Raw genomic sequence first — 23,633 nt, 5'->3', positions numbered from 1 at the left:
CCAGAAAGGAGAAAAAGGTGATTGCAAAGCAGCTCAGCGCAATATTGTGAGCTGCCGCAAAGAAAGAACGGGGAAAAGAGGAAATGCGGTTAACCGTCGCCAGTCCCTCCCCCGTCAGGGAAAGGGCTAACGCCAACGGGAATTATTGGGATAAGTAGCGGCGAGAAAGCCGTTTTGCCACCTTTTGCAACAGCGGTTCGAGCGCCACGGCCAGCACCATTCTGACCGGCTTGCGGGCAACGGATTTAATTGCCCAACCTGCCACACCTGCCGGGCCGAACCGTAACGCGGTCAGCAGGACCAGTTTACCTGCGATTTTCAGGCCGGGTTTTACCTTCTGACCGGCCTGTTGCCAGTGTTGTTTCATCTCATCTCTCTCTTAAAGCTGACGAAAGCGACTTCTCAGCGTAAAGGTATCCGACGTGACATAGCGTTCCATTTCCCGTAGCCGCTTCTCACCGGCGGCGAGTTGCTCATCAACGGCATTGAGAAGATCGCTGCTGGTCGGGGCTCCCTCCGCAGCCAGTTCTCCTTCCGGCATCGGGTCAAGAACAAACGACAGGACGATGTATGCCACCAGGGTAATAAACGCCAGGCCGAAGAAGATCGATAGCACCGCGACCACGCGGACAAGTTTAACCGGGACATCAAGATAGTGAGCCAGCCCGGCGCAAACGCCGCGCACCATGCCCTGCTGTGGAATTCGCCACAGCTTTTTGTTCAGATTCAGTCCAGACATTAACGGTCCCTCCAGTTTGGGTGCTCAGCATCCAGGATGGCTTCCAGCGCCTGAATGCGTTCGCGCATTTTGTTCGCCTCGTCGGAAAGCTGTACCAGACGCTGTTGTTCACTCTGGGAGAGTTCGCCCCGAGAAGAACGGTTGCTGTAGTGCAGCCATAGCCAAATCGGCAAAACGAACAGCACGAAAATTGTCAGGGGAATGGCCAGAAAAAGCGCGCTCATGTGTACTCCTTGTCTTATGATGCGGCACGCTCAGGTGCCGCAGGAATTATTATTGGTTGTCTTGCTTCATTTTGGCTTTCAGTGCCGCCAGCTGCTCGCTGATTTCATCATCAGCCTTCAGATCGGCGAACTGTTGATCCAGCGACTTCTGCTTGCCGATGCCGTGGCTTTCGGCTTCCGCTTCCATGTGGTCGATACGACGTTCAAACGATTCAAAACGCGCCATCGCTTCATCGAGCTTACCGCTGTCCAGCTGACGACGCACGTCGCGGGAGGAGCTTGCCGCCTGGTGACGCAGGGTCAGCGCCTGCTGACGCGCGCGGGTTTCGCTCAGTTTGTTTTCAAGCTCACCAATCTCTTTCTTCATACGGGTGAGCGTGTCGTCCACCAGCGTCACTTCATGCTCGAGCGTCGCGACCATATCGGCCAGCTTCTGTTTTTCGATCAGCGCCGCACGGGCCAGATCTTCTTTATCTTTGCGCAGCGCAAGTTCCGCTTTTTCCTGCCATTCGTTCAGCTGAGCGGTAGCTTGTTCAATGCGACGCGTAAGCTGTTTTTTCTCCGCCAGCGCGCGGGCGGAGGTTGAACGCACTTCAACCAGCGTGTCTTCCATCTCCTGAATCATCAGACGTACCAGCTTCTGCGGATCTTCCGCTTTCTCAAGCAGTGAGTTGATGTTGGCGTTCACGATGTCGGCAAAACGAGAAAAAATACCCATAATCTAATCCTCATAGTTCTGTTATCGGGCGATGCCCTGCTGTACTGATAATACAAACATCATGCCAGGTTTTTATCTTATTGATTTTACTAAGCATGATTGCTTTTTGCGCAGTGAAGAACTATTCTTCCCTGGTGAATATCGCTAAGGAGTGGTTAATTTCATCATGCCCGGATACAAAGACAATTTACTCGGCGAAGCAAACAGCTTTCTCGAAGTGCTGGAACAGGTCTCTCGCCTGGCGCCGCTCAATAAACCGGTGCTGATCATCGGTGAACGTGGAACGGGGAAAGAGCTGATAGCCAACCGTCTGCATTACCTGTCCGGGCGCTGGGATGGCCCATTTATTTCCCTTAACTGCGCGGCGCTGAATGAAAACCTGCTCGACACCGAGCTCTTCGGCCATGAAGCGGGCGCGTTTACCGGTGCCCAGAAACGCCATCCCGGACGCTTTGAGCGCGCCGACGGCGGTACGCTTTTTCTGGATGAGCTGGCCACCGCCCCCATGCTGGTGCAGGAAAAACTGCTGCGCGTGATTGAGTACGGCGAACTGGAGCGCGTCGGCGGTAGCCAGCCGCTGCAGGTTAACGTGCGCCTGGTGTGCGCCACTAACGCCAACCTGCCGGAGATGGTGACTGAGGAGAAATTCCGTGCCGACCTCCTTGACCGCCTGGCCTTTGACGTCGTTCAACTTCCTCCGCTGCGCGAGCGCAAAAGCGACATCATGCTGCTGGCAGACCAGTTTGCGATTCAGATGTGCCGCGAGCTCGGACTGCCGCTGTTCCCCGGCTTCAGCGATTATGCAAAGGAGACGCTGCTCGCTTACCACTGGCCGGGAAATATCCGCGAACTGAAAAACGTCGTGGAGCGTTCCGTCTATCGCCACGGCAGCAGCGAGACCGAACTGGACAACATCATTATCGATCCTTTTCAGCGCAGCGCGCCGTCGCTACCCACACCAACGTCTTCAGGCGATGCCCCTACTCTTCCCCTTGATTTACGCCAGTTCCAGAACGACCAGGAGAAACAGCTGCTGGATCAAAGCCTGAAGACGGCGAAATATAACCAGAAACGGGCGGCTGAACTGCTGGGTCTGACCTACCATCAGTTAAGGGCATTGCTCAAAAAGCATCAAATGCGCTGACAATATCAGCACTTACCCGCAGACATTTTTACGAAGCATGCGTAAGTGCGATACACTTTGCAGATCAAACCTAAAAACCTTAAAAATTATGCGTCTGGTTTTATCGTCCTTTTTTGCTCTCGGTCTGTTTAGCAGCCTGGCCTTTGCCGCGCCCGGGCTAACTCCGCAGCCTGACATTCGTGACAGCGGCTTCGTCTATTGCGTAAGCGGCCAGGTGGACACCTTCAACCCGCAAAAAGCGGGCAGCGGCCTGATCGTGGATACCCTGGCCGCGCAGCTTTACGACCGTCTGCTTGATGTTGATCCGTACACCTACCGTCTTGTGCCTGAGCTTGCGGAAAGCTGGGAAGTGCTGGATAACGGCGCAACCTACCGTTTTCATCTGCGCGATGACGTCGCATTTCAGCGCACGCCGTGGTTTACCCCCACGCGCAAGCTGAACGCAGATGACGTGGTCTTTACCTTCCAGCGCATCTTTAACCGCAACCACCCGTGGCATAACGTTAACGGCAGCAACTTCCCCTATTTCGACAGCCTGCAGTTTGCCGACACCGTCAAGAGCGTGCGCAAGCTGGACAACCGCACGGTTGAATTTACGCTGACGCGCCCGGATGCCTCCTTCCTCTGGCACCTGGCGACCCACTATGCGTCAGTCATGTCCGCTGAATACGCGGCGAACCTGACAAAAAAAGATCGTCAGGAGTTGCTCGATCGTCAGCCGGTTGGCACCGGTCCGTTCCAGCTCGCCGAATACCGCGCCGGGCAATATATTCGTCTGCAGCGTCATGAGCATTTCTGGCGCGGCACTCCGCTGATGCCGCAGGTGGTGGTCGATCTCGGTTCAGGTGGGACAGGACGTCTGTCAAAACTGCTCACCGGGGAGTGCGACGTACTCGCCTGGCCCGCGGCCAGCCAGCTCACCATTTTGCGCGACGATCCGCGCCTGCGCCTGACGTTACGCCCGGGCATGAATATCGCCTATCTGGCCTTTAACACGGATAAGCCGCCGTTGAATAACCCTGCCGTACGTCACGCTCTGGCGCTGGCGATTAACAACCAGCGTTTAATGCAGTCGATCTACTACGGCACGGCGGAAACCGCCGCCTCAATTTTACCGCGCGCCTCGTGGGCCTATGACGGTGAAGCTAAAATTACGGAATACAATCCGGCAAAAGCGCGTGAACAGCTGAAGGCGCTGGGGGCGGAAAACCTCACGTTGCAGCTTTGGGTGCCAACCAGCTCCCAGGCGTGGAACCCGAGCCCGCTCAAGACCGCCGAACTGCTGCAGGCAGATATGGCGCAGGTGGGCGTCAAAGTGATCATCGTACCGGTTGAGGGCCGTTTCCAGGAGGCGCGCCTGATGGACATGAATCATGATTTAACCCTGACCGGCTGGGCGACCGACAGTAACGATCCGGACAGCTTCTTCCGGCCGCTGTTAAGCTGTGCGGCGATAAATTCGCAGACCAACTACGCCCACTGGTGTAACCGGGAGTTTGACGCCGTGCTGCAAAAAGCGCTGGCTTCCCAGCAGCTGGCCTCACGCATCGACGCCTATGATGAAGCGCAGAAGATCCTTGCCCAGGAACTCCCGGTGCTGCCGCTGGCCTCTTCCCTGCGCCTTCAGGCCTATCGTTATGATATTAAAGGCCTGGTGCTGAGCCCGTTCGGCAACGCCTCGTTCGCCGGCGTGTCGCGTGAAAAAGAACAAGAGGTGAAAAAGCCATGATTATTTTTACCTTACGTCGGCTCCTTTTGCTGCTGGTGACGCTCTTTTTCCTGAACTTTGTCGGCTTCAGCCTGAGCTATTTCACGCCCCACGCCCCGCTCCAGGGGTCGTCGCTGTGGGATGCCTGGCTGTTCTGGTTTAACGGGCTGCTGCACTGGGATTTCGGCGTGTCCAGCATTAACGGGCAGCTGATTTCCCAGCAGCTGAAAGAGGTGTTCCCGGCCACGATGGAGCTGTGCATTCTGGCCTTCGGCTTTGCTCTGATGGTCGGAATCCCCGTGGGCATGCTGGCCGGGATCTATCGCAATAAATGGCAGGATAAGTTTATCAGCGCCCTCGCCCTGTTCGGCTTCTCCATCCCGGTTTTCTGGCTGGCGCTGCTGCTAACGCTGTTCTTCTCGCTGACGATGGGCTGGCTGCCGGTTTCGGGTCGCTTTGACCTGCTCTATACGGTTAAAACGGTGACGGGTTTTGCCATCATTGACGCGTGGCTGTCCGATTCGGTGTGGCGCCATGAGATGATCGTCAGCGCCCTGCGCCATATGGTATTGCCGGTACTGACGCTGGCGGTTGCGCCAACAACCGAAGTGATCCGCCTGATGCGCCTGAGCACCATTGAGGTATTTGACCAGAACTACGTCAAAGCCGCCGCCACGCGCGGGCTGTCGCGCCTGACCATCCTGCGCCGCAACGTCCTGCACAACGCGCTGCCGCCGGTAATTCCGCGTCTGGGATTACAGTTTTCCACCATGCTGACGCTGGCCATGATCACCGAGATGGTCTTTAGCTGGCCGGGCCTGGGGCGATGGCTGATTAACGCCATCCGCCAGCAGGACTACGCCGCTATTTCTGCCGGCGTGATGGTGATTGGTTCGCTGGTGATTATTGTTAACGTGTTGTCCGATATTCTGGGTGCCATGGCTAACCCATTGAAGCATAAGGAATGGTATGCCTTACGATAGCGTATACAGTGAAAAGCGCACGCCCGGCGTGCTGCGTACCGTGTGGCGTAAGTTCTACGGTGACACCACGGCTATGATCGGCCTTTACGGCTGCGCCGGCCTGGTGTTGCTTTGCGTCTTTGGCTCGTGGTTTGCGCCGTACGGCATCGACCAGCAGTTCCTTGGCTATCAGCTGCTGCCACCGTCCTGGTCGCGCTACGGTGAAGTCTCTTTCTTCCTGGGAACGGACGACCTCGGACGTGACGTGTTGAGCCGCCTGCTGAGCGGTGCAGCCCCGACGGTCGGCGGCGCATTTGTGGTGACGCTCGCGGCTACGATCTGCGGGCTGGCGCTCGGTATTTTTGCGGGATCCACCCATGGCCTGCGTTCGGCGGTGCTTAACCACATTCTGGATACCCTGCTGTCGATTCCGTCCCTGCTGCTGGCGATCATCGTTGTTGCCTTTGCCGGTCCGCACCTGTCGCACGCCATGTTCGCCGTCTGGCTGGCTATCCTGCCCCGCATCGTGCGCTCGGTTTACAGCATGGTGCATGATGAACTCGAAAAAGAGTACGTCGTTGCCGCGCGTCTGGACGGCGCGACGACCTTCAACATTCTGTGGTTTGCCGTACTGCCCAACATCGCCGCCGGGCTGGTCACAGAGATCACCCGCGCCCTGTCAATGGCGATCCTGGACATCGCGGCGCTCGGCTTCCTCGATCTCGGTGCACAGCTGCCGTCGCCCGAATGGGGTGCGATGCTCGGCGACGCGCTGGAGTTAATCTACGTGGCACCGTGGACGGTCATGCTGCCGGGTGCGGCCATTATGGTGAGCGTGCTGCTTATCAACCTGCTGGGCGACGGTATTCGCCGTGCAATTAACGCGGGGGTGCAATAATGCCGCTTCTTGATATTCGCAACCTCACCATCGAATTCAAAACCGGTGAAGGCTGGGTTAAAGCCGTCGATCGCATCAGTATCACCCTCGCGGAGGGTGAAATTCGCGGGCTGGTGGGGGAATCCGGCTCGGGAAAAAGCCTGATTGCCAAAGCTATATGCGGCGTGGCGAAAGACAACTGGCGCGTGACGGCAGACCGTATGCGTTTTGACGATATCGATCTGCTGCGCCTCTCCCCCCGCGAGCGGCGTAAGCTGGTTGGGCATAACGTCTCGATGATTTTCCAGGAGCCGCAGTCCTGTCTCGATCCGTCCGAACGCGTGGGTAAACAGCTCATGCAGAACATTCCCGGCTGGACCTATAAAGGCCGCTGGTGGCAACGCGTTGGCTGGCGCAAGCGCCGCGCCATCGAGCTTTTACACCGCGTCGGGATCAAAGATCACAAAGATGCGATGCGCAGCTTCCCTTATGAGCTGACCGACGGCGAATGTCAGAAAGTGATGATTGCCATCGCGCTGGCAAATCAGCCGCGTTTGCTGATTGCGGATGAGCCCACCAACGCGATGGAACCCACCACGCAGGCGCAAATTTTCCGGCTGCTGTCGCGTCTCAACCAGAATAACAACACCACCATTTTGCTGATCAGCCATGACCTGCAAATGCTCAGCAAATGGGCGGATAAAATTGACGTGATGTACTGCGGACAAACGGTCGAAACCGCGCCGAGTGAAGATCTTATCACCGCGCCGCACCACCCGTATACGCAGGCGCTTATTCGCGCCATTCCAGATTTTGGCAGCGCGATGCCGCATAAGAGTCGCCTGAATACCCTGCCGGGGGCGATTCCGCTGCTGGAATCCCTGCCGATAGGCTGTCGTCTGGGGCCGCGGTGTCCCTATGCTCAGCGTAAATGTATCGAGACACCACGCCTGACCGGGGCCAAAAATCATTTATACGCCTGTCATTTCCCGCTGAACATGGAGAGAGAGTGAAATGGTCGAAACCTTACTGGAAGTCCGCAACCTGAGTAAGACCTTTCGCTACCGCACGGGGCTGTTTCATCGTCAAACTGTCGACGCGGTGAAGCCGCTGAGCTTTACGCTGCGTGAAAAACAGACCCTGGCGATCATCGGCGAGAACGGTTCCGGGAAATCCACCCTGGCGAAAATGCTCGCTGGCATGGTTGAACCGACTGCAGGCGAAGTGCTGATTGACGATCATCCTCTGACGTTCGGCGACTACTCTTTCCGCAGCCAGCGCATCCGCATGATCTTCCAGGATCCGTCTACCTCGCTTAACCCGCGCCAGCGCATTTCTCAGATCCTCGATTTTCCGCTGCGTCTGAACACCGACCTGGAGCCAGAGGCGCGCCGTAAGCGCGTATTTGAAACCCTGCGTATGGTTGGGCTGTTGCCGGATCACGAAAGCTACTACCCGCATATGCTGGCACCAGGCCAGAAACAGCGTCTGGGTCTGGCGCGTGCGTTGATTTTGCGGCCAAAAGTGATCATTGCGGATGAAGCGCTTGCCTCGCTGGATATGTCGATGCGCTCGCAGCTGATTAACCTGATGCTGGAATTGCAGGAAAAACAGGGGATCTCGTATATCTACGTCACCCAGCATCTGGGAATGATGAAGCACATCAGCGATCAGGTGATGGTCATGCACCAGGGTGAAGTGGTAGAGCGCGGCAGCACGGCGGATGTGATGGCCTCTCCGCTTCATGAACTGACAAAACGGCTGATTGCCGGTCATTTCGGTGAAGCATTAACCGCCGATGCGTGGAGAAAGGACCGCTAAGCGCGACGCTTCACAAAAACTACCCCATTAAATTAAGGATTAAATAGTCTGCGTGCGCTATTTAATCCTTTAATTTTCGTCTCCATCCCTGCTCCATATTTTAAGCAATATCAATCAACAGTTCTTCTCCAGAATATCCGGACATTACGGAGGAGAAGAAATGAACACCGCCACTTACGTTTTAAAATACACAGAGTATCTCATCAGAAAATGCCGCTCATTTTTAGTGACGGACCTGCATTTTCATACCGTGAGGCTTAAAAAATCAACCGGGGAAACTCCTGACATTAACTCGCCCACGACGTTGAGTGAAAAAATATGTCATCGTCTGGTCTATGACCATAATAACTTCTACACGATGCTTGCGGATAAACTCGCCGTTCGGGCATACGTTTCCTCCAGAACAACGCGCGTGAAAACGGTGCCATTAATTGGCGTTTATACCCGGCCGTCGCAGATTGATTTTTCAATTCTTCCTGACAAATTCGTCCTTAAGTGCAACCATGACAGCGGCAGCACAATAATATGTACAAACAAAGCGCAATTTAATGAAAAAGAAGCGTGTAAAAAGCTGAGCCTCGCGTTAAAGAAAAATCTTTACTACACCACGCGCGAATGGCAGTACAAAAACATTACGCCGAGCATACTTTGCGAGCCGTTTGTCGATCTCTTCGACGATGCTGACAGAAACACAACGCCCGAAATGCTGAGGATCCACTGTTTTCATGGCGTTGCCCACTATGTAGAAGCAGATTTTACGGATGATAACGGCAAAGGGTTTATCAACGTTTATGACAGGCAGTGGAACTTACAACCCTTCCGGATGGAATATCCGAATACTTCAGCAACGCCTGGCGAACCGCTCTTGTTCCGTCAGGCACTGTTGGCCTCCCAGGAGCTGGCGGATGGAATTGACTACTGCCGCGTTGACCTTATGCTAAAAAAAGATGAAATCTATTTCAGCGAAATAACCTTAAGCCCAAGACGCGGTAAACTGACGATTACCCCGCAGGAATGGGATGCTAAGTTAGGAAAAATATGGCATTTATCGCCGGCAGGCAGATTTGACCTGCCGCTGAAGCTCACGAGTCGGGCCAGGTGAGCTTAAATATCGAGTGGTTTTGCGTCGATAAGGTATAGGAAACATCGCCACCATGAGCCAGCATGATGGCTTTTACTACCGACAAGCCCAAGCCACAGCCTTCCGGGTTCACATGTCTGGCGCCATTATCGCGCTGAAAGGGCTGAAACAGGAAATCATGAAACTCTCTGGGGATGCCCGGTCCCCCGTCCTGAATAAGGATATAATTGCCTTTATCAGAAACGCCATTTTTCACGATGAGCGTGCGCGAGGTTGAATAGTGTAAGGCATTATCAAATAAAACGGTCAGACACTGATTGATGCGTAATGGATCGAATACGCACTGCTGCTCCCTCAGGTCTGTATTAACGGTAAATTCCTTACGCCTGAACTCGGGCATGAACGTATCGAGTGCGTTCTGTATTGTCCCTTTTAGATCCGTTCTTGACTGGCATAACGTGTATCCCGCCCCGCCATCCGAACTGACAACCCGGAGATCTTCAATCAGGCGGGTTAACCCTTCCGTCTGTTTGAGAAGATTATTAAACAGCACCGGGTCCGGGGTAAAAACGCCGTCAACCAACCCCTGAAGCCGTCCGCGTAAGATCGTGACCGGGGTTCTCAGCTCATGCGCGATAGCGGCATTCCAGGATTTCCTCTGAATATCCAGCGTCTGTAATTTTTCCGCCATTTCATTGAAATCCGTCACCAGGTGATTGATCTCACCCAGCCGGGAACTGGCGCAAAATGCCCTGGCGTCCAGATCGCCCTGAGAAATCTTTTTCAGGCTGGACGCTACCGCGTTTAGCGGGGTGAGTATCCGCGATGAAAGTTTGACCGTGAAAAAGAGGGCAATAATCATACTGATCGTAGTCGCGGTCCCAATCCATGCCCAGTCCCACATCGTCATCTGCTCGTCATCGCCCGCAGCAGGGCCGCCCGGGAGGTGATCCAGAATAAAGGAGTAAAAAAACCAGGAGCCGAGTATGGCGATGGCAATGATCGTAAACGTCAGCAACAGCATATACGTTAAGATCTGACGACTCAGGACAGACTCTTTGTTCATTTCTTTTCCCCAAGCCGGTAGCCCATGCCTCTGATGCTCTCGGGAACACCGTAAAGGCCGGCCAGCTCCAGTTTTTTACGCAACTTGCTCATGTGGCTATCGACCGTTCTGTCGAGTGTATCCCCTTCCGGCAGACACGCGTTGAGTAGCTCTTCGCGTGAGCAGACCTTTCGCGGATATCTCACCAGGTATGTGAGCAATTTAAATTCGGTCGTCGTTAATACCGGGGAGACAACCTCTGCCCCCACGGTGACTTCCACGTAGAAGTCATCCGGGTAGACCGTAATAAATGGCGTTCTGAGCGGCTGGGAACCCGCCTGCTGAAGCGCGGGTTTTGTCCTGCGCAGCACCGCCTCAACCCGGGCGACGACTTCAGAAGGGTTGAAGGGTTTGATCACGTAATCATCCGCGCCCAGCCTCAGCCCCATGAGCTTATCGACATCCTGATCGAGAGCGGAAACCATAATGACGGGGACAGCGCTTTCCTGACGAAGCGTGGTAAGTACGCTCCAGCCGTCACATACGGGCAGGTGAATGTCCAGCAATATGAGATCCGGTTTATGGAGGCGATTGAGCGCTATGGCCTGTTCGCCCTGCCTGGCTCGGAGCGTTTTCATTCCCGAACGCTCTAAGTAGCTCATCAGTATATCGGCGATTTCGTCTTCATCTTCAACAATAAGGATCAGCGTATTTTTGTGCATTTTATCTCCGTGGGTGAAATCCCTTTGAGCACGCTATCAGATATCTTTAGCACAATAAGACACAGCCTCCGCGAAAAAGTGCCGTGGTCACGAAAATTTCCCGGTTGATTTAAATGCCCGGTTATTTCTCCACACAGCCTACACATTCAGTCAATAAAGACTCGACAATGTCCGCGCATAATCGCTATTGAGGCATAGTCCTTTGTGCATTGCGCGTTGCAAATTACCACTGTTTCTTAAAGATTTTATGAAGTTGGCTGAAATAATGAACATGGAACTTTCTAAATATTTCTCTCCTAAAAAACTGGGTATATACTCCCTGTTCCTGCTGCTGTCGTGGGGATTACTTTATACCTGGCTGGTACTGGTGCACAGAATGGATGAAAAAGTCGCCTCGACGCTGCTCTCTTCACCCATTATCTATGGCTGCATCGCATTATCAGTGGTCTCTCTGATGATCCAACATAAAGCCGGCGCGTTGACTGAGCTACTCGTCGTCGCCTTCTGGCTGATGATGATTTTTGTCTATCTCATTATTACGTTCACCGTACTGTTAAACGCGATGCCCGATATCGAAGATCTGATCTTTTACTACGAGTGTTATTTGATCATTTTTTTTGGCGGAGCACCGCTGTACCTCATTATGAGAATGATTTGAGCCGCTGCTCCACACGTCCTCCATAAACCGCCCATGTCCGCTAAACAGGCGCGCGGTAGAGTCTCTACTTCACTCTTTCACACAAAAATAACTCACTGAAAAGTCTGACATGACTTACCCATAATGATGAACCGTAATAATAATTTTCGTTCTTCTGAACCTGCCGGAGTGATGCACTCGCTAAAAAAACTCGCGATACGGCACCGGAAAAAACTGGCTGTCACTTTTTTCCTGGTGGTGGCCGAAAACGTGACGTTTTTACTTTATCCCGTTCTGGCTGGCATCGCGATAAATGCCATCCTCGCCGGTGAAACGCTTAACGCCGCGCTGTATGGCCTGATGGTGCTTTTCATGTGGTTCATCGGTGCGGCCAGACGAAGCGTAGACACGCGCACGTTTACACGCATTTATGCCGGACTCGCGGTTTCCGTCGTCCTGGCACAGCGCAAATACCAGCTTAACCATTCGGCGATCGCCGCCAGGGTAACGCTCTCGCGCGAATATGTGGATTTCTTTGAAATGCACCTTCCCCTGCTTATTACCTCGCTGAGCTCACTTTTTGGTGCCGCAATCATGTTGCTGTTTATTGAATTTTGGGCCGGCGTCATTTGCTTTGCGATTGTATTTATCCTGCTCGGATTTGTCTCAGGATATGCCCGTAAAAATGAATGGCTGTTCATGCGCCTGAATAATCGGCTGGAAAAAGAAGTGGATTATGTCCATAAGGCGGGCACGGCCACGCTTCACCGACATTACTCCACGCTGGCGCGTTTACGTATCGCATTATCTGACCGCGAGGCGTGGGGCTATTTGTGGGTTGGCGTGCTTGTTGCCGCGCTTTTTACGCTGACCATCGTCTGGATGACGCGCTCAACCGGCATCACCGCCGGACATATTTACTCGGTGATGACCTATATGTGGATGTTCGCAACGAGCCTCGATGACGCGCCGCAGCTTCTTGAGAAATTTTCGCAGCTCAGGGATATCGGCAAGCGCGTATCCACTGATGATGAAATTCACGTAACCGGACGTTAATTTAATGCCGCATTTTTTTATTGAACGCCCCGTTTTCGCCTGGGTAGTAGCGCTTTTTATCGTTCTGGCAGGACTCCTGTCTATTCCCCGTTTACCGGTTGCGCAGTATCCGGCGGTAGCACCGCCTGGAATCATTATTTCCGTCAGTTATCCGGGGGCCAGTCCCGATATCATGAACACGTCGGTGGTATCGTTAATCGAGCGCGAAATCTCTGGCGTAGATAATTTGCTCTACTTTGAATCATCCAGTGACACAACCGGTTCGGCATCGATTACCGTCACGTTTAAACCGGGCACGGACATCAAGCTGGCGCAGATGGATCTGCAAAATCAGATTAAGATCGTCGAGCCTCGTCTACCTCAGGCGGTAAGGCAAAACGGGATTAACGTCGAGGCCGCTAACTCTGGCTTTTTAATGATGGTGGGGCTTAAGTCCGCGACGGGTCAATTTGAGGAAGCCGATTTAAGCGACTATTTTGCCAGAAACGTCAGTGACGAGCTTCGTCGCGTGCCCGGCGTAGGGAAAGTTCAGCTGTTTGGCGGCGAAAAAGCGCTGCGCATCTGGTTGGAACCCATGAAGCTCCACGGCTACGGGCTTTCGGTAAGCGATGTTCTTACCGCCGTTGGCCAGCAAAATGCCCTGGTTTCGCCCGGCAAAACGGGAGATGAGCCCGCCGCTGCAGGACAAGGGGTGACGTATCCCATCACCGTGAAGGGACAGCTCTCCTCGGTAGAGGCGTTCAGGAATATCACCCTGAAATCTGACGCATCCGGCGCCCGCCTGAAACTGTCCGACATTGCGCGGATTGAATCTGGTCTGCAAAGCTACGCTTTTGGTATCCGCGAAAATGGCGTGCCCGCAACGGCGGCGGCAATCCAGCTCTCGCCTGGCGCCAACGCAATGAGTACGGCTTCCGGCGTACGGGCGCGCATCGACGAACTTTCCCGGGTGTTACCCGAAGGAATGGCGTTTACGATCCCCTTCGATACCGCGCCGTTTGTGAAACTTTCTATCATGAAGGTTGTTCAGGCATTTGTGGAAGCGATGGTCCTGGTCTTCCTGGTTATGCTGCTGTTTCTGCACAAGATACGCTGTACGCTTATCCCGGCGATTGTTGCTCCCGTCGCCCTTCTTGGCACCTTCACCGTGATGCTGTTGAGCGGCTACTCCATCAATATTCTGACGATGTTCGGCATGGTGCTGGCGATAGGGATTATCGTTGATGATGCCATTGTGGTCGTAGAAAACGTCGAACGGCTGATGGAGGAAAAAAGCCTGTCCCCGCGTGACGCCACGCGGCAAGCCATGCAGGAAATCACCCCGGCGATTATTGGCATCACGCTGGTGCTGACCGCCGTCTTTATCCCCATGGGGTTTGCTGAAGGATCCGTCGGGATTATCTACCGACAATTTTGTATTTCCATGGCGGTCTCCATACTGCTGTCCGCGTTTCTTGCCCTGACGCTGACGCCTGCCCTGTGCGCAACGTTACTCAAGCCGCATAAGGCAGGAAAGAGCGGAGGTGGAAGGTTCGCGGTCGGGTTTAACGCGCGCTTCCGTTCGCTCACCGTCTGCTACGAAGCCGGGCTGGGTGCCGTTCTGAAGCGAACCGGGCGTATGCTGCTCCTGTACGCTGCGCTTTGCGCTGCGCTGTTTTTGGGATTGTCTTCGCTACCGTCGTCTTTTCTGCCGGATGAAGATCAGGGCTACTTTATGTCCTCAATCCAGCTGCCTTCTGATGCCACGATGCAGCGCACCCTCAACGTGGTTAAAAAATTTGAAGAGGAAATTGCGGCCCGGCCGAATATTGAAAGCAACATTATGATCCTGGGCTTTGGATTTTCAGGTTCAGGGCCAAACTCGGCTATGGCCTTCACCACGCTGAAGGACTGGAAAGATCGGCAGGGCTCGACGGCCCAGGGGGAAGCCGACCTTATACAGGCCAGCATGGCGAACGTCTCTGATGCCGTCACGATGAGCCTGCTCCCGCCGGCCATTTCGGATATGGGCACCTCGTCGGGCTTCACCTGGTACGTGCAGGACAGAGCGGGACTGGGCTACGAGGCGTTAAAGCGCGCTGCCGACGCGCTGGTCCTGCAGGCCAACCAGCGCCCTGAACTGAGTGACGTGTATATAGACGGTCTGCCGGAAGGAACAAACCTTGCGCTCCAGGTGGACAGAGAAAAGGCGGAAGCAATGGGCGTCTCGTTTGATGAAATCAACCAGACGCTCTCCGTCACCCTGGGCTCAAATTACGTTAATGACTATACGAACAACGGCCGCGTTCAGCAGGTGATTGTTCAGGCCGATGCGCCCTACCGAATGCAGCCTGAGCAGATACTGACATTATCAGTGAAAAACCGGATGGGGCAGATGGTGCCGGTATCGACGTTTGCCACGCTTTCCTGGCACGTTGCGCCGCAGCAGTTGACGCGTTATCAGGGATATTCGGCTATTCGCATTACCGGAAATGCGGCGCCGGGAGCGTCCAGCGGCACCGCAATGAAGGTTATGGAGAGTTTGTCCAGAGATTTACCTCAGGGCATGGCGGGCGAGTGGGCAGGGAGTTCATTGCAGGAGAGAAAATCGGAATCTCAGCTTCCGGGCCTTATCGTCCTGTCGATACTGGTCGTGTTTATGGTGCTGGCCGCCCTGTATGAGAGCTGGTCTATTCCATTTGCGGTCATGCTGGTCGTTCCGCTGGGCCTTATCGGCGCGGTGATAGCGGTGTCCGTTGCCGACATGACGAATGACGTTTTCTTCAAGGTCGGCCTGATTACGCTTATCGGCCTGTCGGCCAAAAACGCCATTCTGATTGTTGAATTTGCGAGGCAGCTCCATCGCCAGGGGCAGCCCCTGCTGGCGGCAACCATTCATGCCGCCGGCCAGCGCCTGCGCCCTATTCTGATGACGTCGTTAGCCTTCACCTTAGGGGTTGTTCCGTTGATGCTGGCCCATGGGGCGAGCGATAGTACGCAGCATGCCATCGGTACCGGCGTATTTGGCGGGATGATTAGCGGTACGCTTCTCGCCATTTTCTTCGTACCGGTTTTCTTTATCGTCATCGCGCGCTTCATCGACAACCTCAGGAAAGCGTGAATACCCTCGCGGGATCGCGCTTCCTCGCTGGTTGGATGAGGCGAAGCTGTTGCCGGGTGATATACTGGACGAATGCTGAAATTTTGAGCCCCCGCGAGTCCGCGGCGCATTCTTCGGAGCAGGCGTCTTCGGAGAACAGCGAGAAATATCGTGACACAAGGGGCTGTGAGTGGGCTATAATTTCGAGCTAATTTCGAATGATTTTGAAATACTGCCTGTAACGCTATGAATTACAAGGCAAAATTAGCAATGAATATAAGGATTAAAGCTATGGGTTTTCTTTCCGGTAAGCGCATTCTGGTGACTGGCGTTGCCAGCAAACTGTCCATCGCATACGGCATCGCACAGGCAATGCATCGCGAAGGCGCTGAGCTGGCGTTCACCTACCAGAACGACAAGCTGAAAGGCCGTGTTGAAGAGTTTGCCGCGCAGCTGGGTTCCAGCATCGTTCTGGAATGTGACGTTGCACAAGACGAAAGCATCGACGGCATGTTTGCTGAACTGGCAAAAGCATGGCCGAAATTCGACGGTTTCGTTCACTCCATTGGCTTCGCTCCTGGCGACCAGCTGGACGGCGACTACGTGAACGCGGTTACCCGTGATGGCTTCAAAATCGCTCACGACATCAGCTCCTACAGCTTCGTTGCGATGGCGAAATCCTGCCGCGCGATGCTGAACCCGGGCGCAGCCCTGCTGACTCTGTCCTACCTGGGCGCTGAGCGTGCTATCCCTAACTACAACGTTATGGGCCTGGCGAAAGCCTCTCTGGAAGCCAACGTACGCTACATGGCGAACGCAATGGGTCCTGAAGGCGTGCGCGTTAACGCCATCTCTGCAGGTCCTATCCGCACCCTGGCAGCTTCCGGTATTAAAGATTTCCGTAAAATGCTGGCACACTGCGAAGCGGTTACCCCGATTCGTCGTACCGTTACCATTGAAGATGTGGGTAACTCTGCAGCATTCCTGTGCTCTGACCTTTCCGCTGGTATCTCCGGCGAAGTAGTTCACGTTGACGGCGGCTTCAACATCGCTGCAATGAACGAGCTGGAAATTAAATAAGCTGTGACTCTCTTCCCGCACGGGAAGAGAGTTTCCCCCCGCACCGCCCCTTCGTTATTCCGTTCTGCTATTTGTTATCACCTAACAATATTTTTCCCTTTATCTGCCTTACGCCAGGATATTGATCGCCATTTTGAGATCAAGGAACGCACATGGAACAACGCCGTTTTTCCGGCAAAGGCCACTGGTATCACGAGACCCAGTCGAACCACGCGCAGACAGATGTTCTGCCTCTGGTGCCCGAAGCCGCTAACGTCGACGATCGTTTTTTGCTCGATTTAGCCCTGCCTGATGAGATTGTCGCCGCCTGTTCTGGCTGGCTTACCCCTGCCAGAGCCTTGTGCCACCAGCTGTTTCCGCTCTCGATTCCCGTGAACCGCCTGCATACGCTCAGCGCCTACGATCGGCTCAGCACCGCGCTAACGGTCGCCCAGGCCTGTGGCGTTCAGCGGCTTTGTAACCATTACGCCGCCCTCCTCGCCCCGCTTCCCGGCCCGGACTCCTCGCGTGAAAGCAACCGACGTCTGGCGCAAATTACGCAGTATGCCCGCCAGCTCGCCAGCTCCCCTGATGTCATTGATGATAAAGCGCAGAACCAGCTTGATGAGGTTGGCCTGTCAATATATGACATTGTGGTGATTAACCAGATTATCGGGTTTATTGGTTTTCAGGCGCGCGTGGTCGCGGTTTTTCAGGCGCTGTTAGGACACCCCGTTCGCTGGTTGCCAGGCCATCATATTCAGCCGCACACGCTGCCCGCGAGCCACGCCGCCTGGGTGCCGCTGTTGCCCGTCGTCGAGCTGCGCTATGCGAGTGCGCATCAGCTTGAGTCGCTGTCCCGCTGGCAGGCAGAACCCGCGCTGGAGGCACTGACGCCGGTCCTTTGCCACGAGCCGTCGCTGCTCGACCTGACCGGAGAAATCCTGTTAAACACCCGCGAAGCGATCCCGCTGACGTCCCCCGCACTTTCGGCGGCGGTCGAACTGCTGACGCGCTCTCCGGACCGCTTCAGCGCCGCGCAGTTTACCCCTCTCACGGATCAAGGACTCCCCGGTGAACATGCCATCATGCTGCTTACCCGGAGCGCGTTTGATGGCTGGCTCACTCGTTTGAAAGTCGCGTTTGGTAAAGAGGAATAACCATACTAATTACCCAAAGAGCGCTTGCTGAGACAGTGAGAATCGCGTAAAACTGTCAGCCGCTCAATGGCTACGAAAATAGAACATTATGTTTCAGGACAACCCGCTGCTAGCGCAGCTTAAACAGCAACTGCATTCCCAGACGCCGCGTGCAGAAGGGGTCGTAAAAGCCACGGAAAAGGGCTTTGGCTTCCTTGAGGTTGACGCGCAGAAAAGCTACTTCATTCCGCCTCCGCAGATGAAGAAAGTGATGCATGGCGATCGCGTCATGGCCGTCATTCATACCGAGAAGGACCGCGAGTCTGCCGAGCCGGAAGAACTGATCGAACCGTTCCTGACCCGTTTTGTGGGTAAGGTGCAGAGAAAAGACGATCGTCTTGCTATCGTGCCGGATCATCCCCTGCTGAAAGATGCCATTCCCTGCCGCGCCGCCCGTGGCGTTGAGCATGATTTTAAAGAAGGTGACTGGGCCGTAGCAGAAATGCGCCGTCATCCCCTGAAAGGCGATCGCGGTTTTTATGCTGAACTGACCCAGTTCATCACCTTTGGCGCCGACCATTTCGTGCCATGGTGGGTCACGCTGGCACGCCATAATCTTGAAAAAGAAGCGCCGAACGGCGTAGCGACCGAGATGCAGGACGAAGGTCTGACGCGCCGCGATCTCACCGCACTGGAGTTTGTCACCATCGACAGCGCCAGCACGGAAGATATGGATGACGCGCTGTACGCTGAAGAAGGCGCCGATGGCAAACTCCATTTGACCGTCGCCATTGCCGATCCAACCGCCTGGATTGCCGAAGGCAGCAAGCTGGATGACGCCGCGAAAATCCGTGCATTCACCAACTATCTGCCGGGCTTCAACATTCCGATGCTGCCGCGCGAATTGTCAGACGATCTCTGCTCGCTGCGTCCAAATGAAGTGCGCCCGGTCCTTGCCTGCCGCATGACTATCGCCGCAGATGGCGCGATTGAAGACGATATCGAGTTCTTTGCCGCCACCATCGAATCGAAAGCCAAGCTGGCCTACGATAACGTCTCCGACTGGCTTGAAAATACCGGTAGCTGGAAACCTGAATCAGACGCCATTGCCGCGCAAATCCGTCTGCTGCATCGCATCTGCCTCAACCGCGGCGAGTGGCGTAAAACCCATGCGCTGGTGTTCAAAGACCGCCCGGACTATCGCTTTGTTCTGGGCGAGAAAGGCGAAGTGCTGGACATCGTGGCCGAACCGCGACGCATTGCGAACCGCATCGTTGAAGAGGCGATGATTTCCGCCAACATCTGCGCCGCACGCGTGCTGCGCGACAAGCTGGGCTTTGGCATTTACAACGTCCACACCGGTTTTGATCCGGCGAATACCGAAGCGCTGGCGGCCCTGCTGAAGACTCACGATGTGCACGTTGATCCGGAAGAAGTGCTGACGCTGCCGGGCTTCTGCAAGCTTCGCCGCGAACTGGACGCTCAGCCGTCGGGTTTCCTGGACAGCCGCATTCGTCGCTTCCAGTCCTTCGCGGAAATCAGCACCGAGCCTGGCCCGCACTTTGGTCTTGGCCTCGAAGCTTACGCCACCTGGACATCGCCGATCCGTAAGTATGGCGATATGGTCAACCACCGTCTGCTGAAAGCGATTATCAAAGGTGAAACCATTGCCCGTCCTCAGGAGGACACCACGCTGCAGATGGCCGATCGTCGCCGCCTGAACCGCATGGCGGAACGTGACGTTGGAGACTGGCTGTACGCACGCTTCCTGCAGGATAAAGCCGGTACGGATACCCGTTTCGCCGCAGAGATCATTGATATCAGCCGCGGAGGTATGCGCGTTCGCCTGGTCGATAACGGTGCTGTCGCGTTTATTCCTGCGCCGTTCCTGCATGCGGTTCGTGACGAAATGGTCTGTAGCCAGGAAAACGGCACCGTGCAAATTAAAGGTGAAACAGTTTACAAAGTCACCGACGTGATTGACGTTACTATCGCCGAAGTTCGCATGGAAACCCGCAGTATTATCGCGCGCCCTGTCGCCTGATAACCGGTTCAATTGTCGGCCATTTCCTTTCCGGAAGGGCCGACAATTTTTCTTTTTATCCCCGCCACAAAATCATTATTTTTCCTTACTATTTTCAGTATCCCTTCGCCCAAAATCGCCATAATTATCTACAGTAAAAGAGTGTTGTTATATTCGGTTACGTGAATTTCTATACGCTCAGTATCCTTTTTCACCTGGCTCGTTTTATTATAAGAAAGCAGGGAAAAACAACAGGTTCACTTCGGTTTTGCCGCTGTTTCTCAACGGAAAAGTCGACAGCAAATGAATAATTTGTGCGCTAATGAACAGCTGCAGGAGAAAACATGATGGACGATCTGGAGCAGAATTTGCTGTTTCGCTACATGGGGACTCACAGCCCGTGGTGGCGCCTGTCAGCTGACAGCAACGCTCTGCACCTTTCCACCAGCGAAAATGCCGATGTCACTCAGGTCGTGGCGCTGGACGATGAACAGGCCGATCTCATCCGTCATTTAACCGTTATTACCTCCAGCATTTCCATGTCGCTCTCCCTGTACGGGGAAGATGTCCCGGTTCATCTTGTCGGCCGTAAAATTACCCGCAACGAGTGGGCAGGCACCGCTTCCGCCTGGAATGATACGCCCTCCGTAGCGCGCGATCTGGCTCAGGGGCTCTCTTTTGCGGAACAGGTTGTCTCCGAGGCCAACTCCGTCATTGTTATCCTCGATCAGCACGGCAATATTCAGCGTTTTAACCGGCTTAGCGAAGAGTACACCGGCCTGAAAGAGCAAGAAGTCATTGGTCAGAACGTATTTAAGCTGTTTATGAGCCGCAGCGAAGCGGCAGCCTCAAAGCGCAATATTACCGGTTTTTTTCGCAACGGCAGCTCCTACGAAGTCGAACGCTGGATCAAAACGCGTAAAGGGCAGCGGCTGTTTCTGTTCAGAAACAAATTCGTGCACAGCGGCAGCGGTAAAAATGAAATTTTCCTCATCTGTTCCGGGACAGATATTACCGAGGAGCGCCGCGCTCAGGAGCGGCTGCGCGTGCTGGCCAATACCGATACCATCACAGGCCTGCCAAACCGCAATGCGATCCACGATCTCATTTCTGACGCCATCGACAACCGCGGCGACACGCAGGTGGGCGTGGTGTATCTCGATCTGGATAACTTTAAAAAGGTCAACGACGCTTACGGGCATATGTTTGGCGACCAGCTGTTGCAGGCTGTCGCCCTCGCCATTTTGAGCTGTCTGGATGAAGAACAGGTGCTGGCGCGTCTTGGCGGCGATGAGTTTATCGTCATGGCCACCAATACCTACCTCTCAGGGCTCTCTGGAGGCGATGGCGTCGCGCATTTTAACCCGTCTGCGCCAGCCGTTCCGAATCGGTCTGATTGAGATTTATACCGGCTGCTCTCTGGGTATCGCCCTCGCCCCGCAGCACGGGAACGACCGGGAAAGCGTTATTCGCAACGCCGATACCGCCATGTACACTGCCAAAGAGAACGGCCGGGGCAAGTTCTGCGTCTTCTCACCCGAGATGAACCAGCGCGTGTTTGAGTATCTCTGGCTGGATACCAACCTGCGCAAAGCCCTGGATAACGATCAGCTTCTGATCCACTATCAGCCGAAAATAACCTGGCGCGGAGAAGTCAGAAGCCTTGAAGCGCTGGTCCGCTGGCAATCACCAGAACGCGGCCTGATCCCGCCGCTGGAGTTTATCTCTTATGCCGAGGAGTCGGGGTTGATTGTGCCGCTGGGCCGCTGGGTGATGCTCGATGTGGTTCGCCAGGTGGCAAAATGGCGCGATAAGGGAATAAACCTGCGCGTGGCGGTGAACGTCTCTGCACGCCAGCTGGCCGACCAGACCATCTTCAGCGACTTAAAGCAGGCGCTGAAGGATCTGAATTTTGAATACTGCCCGGTCGACGTTGAGTTGACCGAAAGCTGTCTTATCGAAAATGAAGAGCTGGCGCTGTCCGTGATCCAGCAGTTCAGCCGACTCGGGGCGCAAATTCATCTGGATGATTTTGGCACCGGCTACTCTTCCCTTTCTCAGCTGGCCCGCTTCCCTATCGACGCCATTAAGCTCGATCAATCTTTCGTCAGGGATATTCATAAGCAGTCTATTTCCCAGTCGCTGGTGCGCGCTATCGTCGCGGTGGCGCAGGCGTTAAATCTGCAGGTGATTGCCGAGGGTGTGGAAAATGCAAAAGAAGACGCCTTTCTGACCAAGAACGGCGTCAACGAACGGCAGGGTTTTCTGTTTGCTAAGCCGATGCCCGCTGCCGCATTCGAGCGATGGCTAAAACGATATCAAGCGCGAAATCAACGTTAACTGGCTTTACGCAGGCCCGCCGCGTGATGGCGGTTTTGCAGCGTGGCCAGACGCTCCATGTAGGTGATATCTTTCGGCTCCAGGCAGAAAGCGGCATCAACCCAGTCTTCCGTGATGTCCATCAGTTCACTGCGGGGCAATTGCAGAACGCGCGTACGGGCGCGCAGCATCGCCCTTACGCCATTCAGTTTTGGCCGCAGCGTATCGATGAAGGTTCGGGTAGAGACATAGCTTTGCCCCGGTTCAAACAGGACATCCACCAGCCCGTGCTGTTCGTACCATTCAGCCGTATGGGATTCCCCTTTGTAGATGAGTTCCTCCGCCAGCTTCATGCCTGCACGGCGTGCAACCAGGGGATATCCTCCCATACCCGGAAACAGGTTGAAGGCAATTTCAGGGAAACCTAAACGGGCATCGCGCTGAGCCAGGACGAAATGGTGCGCCAGAGCGGCCTCAAACCCGCCCCCTAACGCACTGCCTTCGACCATTGCCAGAGTGATAGCCCCAGTATCAAACCCCCGCGAGGCCGCATGGACGCAATCAACGCAGGCGCGAGCGTACGCCCGTAACGCTTCCCGACGTCCGTTCTGAATGCACTCGACGAAGAACTGTAAATCACCGCCCGTATTGTACATCTCGGGAACCAGCGATCCGGTTACCCAAAAATCAACCGCAAACCCCGACTGGCGAACCAGCCATGAAAAGTTCATGATCTCCTCTATTAACGCATGGTTAAAGCAAGGACGTGGCTGAGCCCGCAGCATCATCCAGACCGTGTGACGCTCCGCCTCGTAATACCCTGACAGCTGCGTGAACCGTTCAGTATCGGTAAACAGTGTGCAGGTAGGCTGATTGATAACTGTCATAGTCTAATTCCTCTTATAAAAAAGCGCCTTGCGCGCAGTTTTAGACTAATCCACTCATTAAGCCTGCTGCATGAGGGGGAATAAATTTATCACTTACGTTTATGTAATTTAGTTATTGCATTTTTTCCCTTCTCTTTTGATCCTATTTTCTGCATCATTGAAAATATTAACTTTTCGCGCCTGGGGTGAGATTATGTCGACTATTGACGCACAAGCTGTAGCACAACGAATTGATACCGTGCTGGATATCCTGGTGGCGGGCGATTATCACTCTGCTATCCGTAATCTCGAGATCCTGAAGTCTGAACTTCTTGCTCAGAATGGTGCCGACAATGCGCCAGAAAACGGACAGCCAAAAGCGCCGTGGGAAGTTTAATCCCACCGTCTCCGACC

At 54.5% G+C, this 23,633-nt stretch carries 21 protein-coding genes and 1 pseudogene; 15 read left to right on the top strand and 7 right to left on the bottom strand.

Going from position 1 to position 23,633, the window contains the following annotated elements; translation table 11 throughout:
* Positions 1–142 precede the first annotated feature (142 nt).
* Genes pspD through pspA form a run of 4 tightly spaced genes read right to left on the bottom strand, consistent with a single transcriptional unit; the run spans position 143 to position 1,681 of the window.
* The gene (gene pspD / locus WM95_RS13515) at positions 143–367 is read right to left on the bottom strand and encodes a phage shock protein PspD (protein WP_023312043.1); all 225 of its coding nucleotides are present in this window, start codon (positions 365–367) and stop codon (positions 143–145) included.
* 12 nt (positions 368–379) lie between these two features.
* Entirely contained in the window at positions 380–739 is a 360-nt protein-coding gene (pspC, locus tag WM95_RS13510; RefSeq protein WP_023312044.1) for an envelope stress response membrane protein PspC, read from the bottom strand.
* Positions 739–963, bottom strand: a complete 225-nt coding sequence (pspB, locus tag WM95_RS13505; protein ID WP_023312045.1) for an envelope stress response membrane protein PspB — start codon at positions 961–963, stop codon at positions 739–741. The genes pspC and pspB overlap by 1 nt, the downstream gene beginning before the upstream one ends.
* A 49-nt stretch (positions 964–1,012) precedes the next feature.
* A complete protein-coding gene (gene pspA, locus WM95_RS13500; RefSeq protein WP_029740507.1) occupies positions 1,013–1,681 on the bottom strand; it encodes a phage shock protein PspA in 669 nt (222 codons plus the stop codon).
* A gap of 166 nt (positions 1,682–1,847) precedes the next feature.
* Here pspA and pspF point away from each other — a divergent pair, with 166 nt between their 5' ends.
* The 7 genes from pspF to WM95_RS13465 all read left to right on the top strand — a co-directional run bounded on the left by pspF (position 1,848) and on the right by WM95_RS13465 (position 9,295).
* Entirely contained in the window at positions 1,848–2,825 is a 978-nt protein-coding gene (gene pspF / locus WM95_RS13495; protein WP_063409185.1) for a phage shock protein operon transcriptional activator, read from the top strand.
* 88 nt (positions 2,826–2,913) lie between these two features.
* Positions 2,914–4,554, top strand: a complete 1,641-nt coding sequence (gene sapA / locus WM95_RS13490) for an ABC transporter substrate-binding protein SapA (protein WP_023312048.1) — start codon at positions 2,914–2,916, stop codon at positions 4,552–4,554.
* Positions 4,551–5,516 carry a putrescine export ABC transporter permease SapB gene (gene sapB / locus WM95_RS13485; protein ID WP_024907137.1) on the top strand — a complete coding sequence of 322 codons (966 nt, stop codon included), beginning with the start codon at positions 4,551–4,553 and terminating at the stop codon, positions 5,514–5,516. Before sapA ends, sapB begins: the two co-directional genes overlap by 4 nt.
* Entirely contained in the window at positions 5,503–6,393 is an 891-nt protein-coding gene (gene sapC / locus WM95_RS13480) for a putrescine export ABC transporter permease SapC (RefSeq protein WP_032656751.1), read from the top strand. The genes sapB and sapC overlap by 14 nt, the downstream gene beginning before the upstream one ends.
* A complete protein-coding gene (gene sapD / locus WM95_RS13475) occupies positions 6,393–7,385 on the top strand; it encodes a putrescine export ABC transporter ATP-binding protein SapD (RefSeq protein WP_008501228.1) in 993 nt (330 codons plus the stop codon). The genes sapC and sapD overlap by 1 nt, the downstream gene beginning before the upstream one ends.
* A gap of 1 nt (position 7,386) precedes the next feature.
* Positions 7,387–8,193 (top strand): putrescine export ABC transporter ATP-binding protein SapF, encoded by an 807-nt coding sequence (gene sapF / locus WM95_RS13470; protein ID WP_023312051.1) that lies wholly within the window; start codon positions 7,387–7,389, stop codon positions 8,191–8,193.
* Positions 8,194–8,353: 160 nt separating this feature from the next.
* On the top strand, positions 8,354–9,295 hold the full coding sequence (locus tag WM95_RS13465) for an ATP-grasp fold amidoligase family protein (RefSeq protein WP_063409186.1): 942 nt from the start codon (positions 8,354–8,356) through the stop codon (positions 9,293–9,295).
* Here the strand turns inward: WM95_RS13465 and WM95_RS13460 are convergent.
* Together WM95_RS13460 and WM95_RS13455 are read right to left on the bottom strand one after the other, a co-directional pair.
* The gene (locus WM95_RS13460) at positions 9,276–10,340 is read right to left on the bottom strand and encodes an ATP-binding protein (RefSeq protein WP_047741789.1); all 1,065 of its coding nucleotides are present in this window, start codon (positions 10,338–10,340) and stop codon (positions 9,276–9,278) included. The genes WM95_RS13465 and WM95_RS13460 overlap by 20 nt on opposite strands.
* Positions 10,337–11,041, bottom strand: a complete 705-nt coding sequence (locus WM95_RS13455) for a response regulator (RefSeq protein ID WP_047741788.1) — start codon at positions 11,039–11,041, stop codon at positions 10,337–10,339. The genes WM95_RS13460 and WM95_RS13455 overlap by 4 nt, the downstream gene beginning before the upstream one ends.
* A 271-nt stretch (positions 11,042–11,312) precedes the next feature.
* On the opposite strand from WM95_RS13455, the gene crrC reads away from it, so the two are divergent.
* From crrC to pdeR, 7 genes and pseudogenes are all read left to right on the top strand, one after another.
* A complete protein-coding gene (gene crrC / locus WM95_RS13450) occupies positions 11,313–11,699 on the top strand; it encodes a colistin resistant protein CrrC (RefSeq protein WP_063409188.1) in 387 nt (128 codons plus the stop codon).
* Between the two features lie 123 nt (positions 11,700–11,822).
* Positions 11,823–12,734: an ABC transporter six-transmembrane domain-containing protein gene (locus tag WM95_RS13445; protein WP_176600601.1), complete on the top strand. Its 912-nt coding sequence runs from the start codon at positions 11,823–11,825 to the stop codon at positions 12,732–12,734.
* Between the two features lie 4 nt (positions 12,735–12,738).
* Entirely contained in the window at positions 12,739–15,834 is a 3,096-nt protein-coding gene (locus WM95_RS13440) for a multidrug efflux RND transporter permease subunit (protein WP_063409187.1), read from the top strand.
* Positions 15,835–16,104: 270 nt separating this feature from the next.
* Positions 16,105–16,893 (top strand): enoyl-ACP reductase FabI, encoded by a 789-nt coding sequence (gene fabI, locus WM95_RS13435; protein ID WP_003856831.1) that lies wholly within the window; start codon positions 16,105–16,107, stop codon positions 16,891–16,893.
* A 152-nt stretch (positions 16,894–17,045) separates the two neighbouring features.
* The gene (locus WM95_RS13430) at positions 17,046–18,032 is read left to right on the top strand and encodes a CMD domain-containing protein (RefSeq protein ID WP_059446729.1); all 987 of its coding nucleotides are present in this window, start codon (positions 17,046–17,048) and stop codon (positions 18,030–18,032) included.
* A gap of 88 nt (positions 18,033–18,120) precedes the next feature.
* On the top strand, positions 18,121–20,055 hold the full coding sequence (locus tag WM95_RS13425) for an exoribonuclease II (protein ID WP_045355886.1): 1,935 nt from the start codon (positions 18,121–18,123) through the stop codon (positions 20,053–20,055).
* A gap of 323 nt (positions 20,056–20,378) precedes the next feature.
* Positions 20,379–22,374: pseudogene (gene pdeR / locus WM95_RS13420) on the top strand (cyclic di-GMP phosphodiesterase).
* On the opposite strand, the gene WM95_RS13415 reads toward pdeR, so the two are convergent.
* A complete protein-coding gene (locus WM95_RS13415; RefSeq protein WP_088544801.1) occupies positions 22,371–23,240 on the bottom strand; it encodes a crotonase/enoyl-CoA hydratase family protein in 870 nt (289 codons plus the stop codon). The pseudogene pdeR and the gene WM95_RS13415 overlap by 4 nt on opposite strands.
* A 193-nt stretch (positions 23,241–23,433) precedes the next feature.
* On the opposite strand from WM95_RS13415, the gene WM95_RS13410 reads away from it, so the two are divergent.
* Entirely contained in the window at positions 23,434–23,616 is a 183-nt protein-coding gene (locus tag WM95_RS13410; RefSeq protein WP_029740522.1) for a YciZ family protein, read from the top strand.
* Positions 23,617–23,633 lie beyond the last annotated feature (17 nt).

It is taken from the genome of Enterobacter cloacae complex sp. ECNIH7 (assembly GCF_002208095.1).
Lineage (GTDB): Bacteria > Pseudomonadota > Gammaproteobacteria > Enterobacterales > Enterobacteriaceae > Enterobacter > Enterobacter cloacae_M.
Note: the sequence above shows the minus strand (reverse complement) of the source record. Positions and strands in the feature narration are given on the sequence as shown.

Excerpts from the sequence above, each read along its gene's own strand:
- sapD (WP_008501228.1), top strand. The coding sequence starts at position 6,393 with ATGCCGCTTCTTGATATTCGCAACCTCACCATCGAATTCAAAACCGGT.
- pspF (WP_063409185.1), top strand. The coding sequence starts at position 1,848 with ATGCCCGGATACAAAGACAATTTACTCGGCGAAGCAAACAGCTTTCTC.
- fabI (WP_003856831.1), top strand. The coding sequence starts at position 16,105 with ATGGGTTTTCTTTCCGGTAAGCGCATTCTGGTGACTGGCGTTGCCAGC.
- WM95_RS13430 (WP_059446729.1), top strand. The coding sequence starts at position 17,046 with ATGGAACAACGCCGTTTTTCCGGCAAAGGCCACTGGTATCACGAGACC.
- WM95_RS13410 (WP_029740522.1), top strand. The coding sequence starts at position 23,434 with ATGTCGACTATTGACGCACAAGCTGTAGCACAACGAATTGATACCGTG.
- WM95_RS13440 (WP_063409187.1), top strand. The coding sequence starts at position 12,739 with ATGCCGCATTTTTTTATTGAACGCCCCGTTTTCGCCTGGGTAGTAGCG.
- pspA (WP_029740507.1), bottom strand. The coding sequence starts at position 1,681 with ATGGGTATTTTTTCTCGTTTTGCCGACATCGTGAACGCCAACATCAAC.
- sapB (WP_024907137.1), top strand. The coding sequence starts at position 4,551 with ATGATTATTTTTACCTTACGTCGGCTCCTTTTGCTGCTGGTGACGCTC.
- WM95_RS13455 (WP_047741788.1), bottom strand. The coding sequence starts at position 11,041 with ATGCACAAAAATACGCTGATCCTTATTGTTGAAGATGAAGACGAAATC.
- pspB (WP_023312045.1), bottom strand. The coding sequence starts at position 963 with ATGAGCGCGCTTTTTCTGGCCATTCCCCTGACAATTTTCGTGCTGTTC.
- WM95_RS13465 (WP_063409186.1), top strand. The coding sequence starts at position 8,354 with ATGAACACCGCCACTTACGTTTTAAAATACACAGAGTATCTCATCAGA.
- pspD (WP_023312043.1), bottom strand. The coding sequence starts at position 367 with ATGAAACAACACTGGCAACAGGCCGGTCAGAAGGTAAAACCCGGCCTG.
- sapC (WP_032656751.1), top strand. The coding sequence starts at position 5,503 with ATGCCTTACGATAGCGTATACAGTGAAAAGCGCACGCCCGGCGTGCTG.
- WM95_RS13425 (WP_045355886.1), top strand. The coding sequence starts at position 18,121 with ATGTTTCAGGACAACCCGCTGCTAGCGCAGCTTAAACAGCAACTGCAT.
- WM95_RS13415 (WP_088544801.1), bottom strand. The coding sequence starts at position 23,240 with ATGACAGTTATCAATCAGCCTACCTGCACACTGTTTACCGATACTGAA.
- sapA (WP_023312048.1), top strand. The coding sequence starts at position 2,914 with ATGCGTCTGGTTTTATCGTCCTTTTTTGCTCTCGGTCTGTTTAGCAGC.
- sapF (WP_023312051.1), top strand. The coding sequence starts at position 7,387 with ATGGTCGAAACCTTACTGGAAGTCCGCAACCTGAGTAAGACCTTTCGC.
- pspC (WP_023312044.1), bottom strand. The coding sequence starts at position 739 with ATGTCTGGACTGAATCTGAACAAAAAGCTGTGGCGAATTCCACAGCAG.
- WM95_RS13460 (WP_047741789.1), bottom strand. The coding sequence starts at position 10,340 with ATGAACAAAGAGTCTGTCCTGAGTCGTCAGATCTTAACGTATATGCTG.
- WM95_RS13445 (WP_176600601.1), top strand. The coding sequence starts at position 11,823 with ATGATGAACCGTAATAATAATTTTCGTTCTTCTGAACCTGCCGGAGTG.
- crrC (WP_063409188.1), top strand. The coding sequence starts at position 11,313 with ATGGAACTTTCTAAATATTTCTCTCCTAAAAAACTGGGTATATACTCC.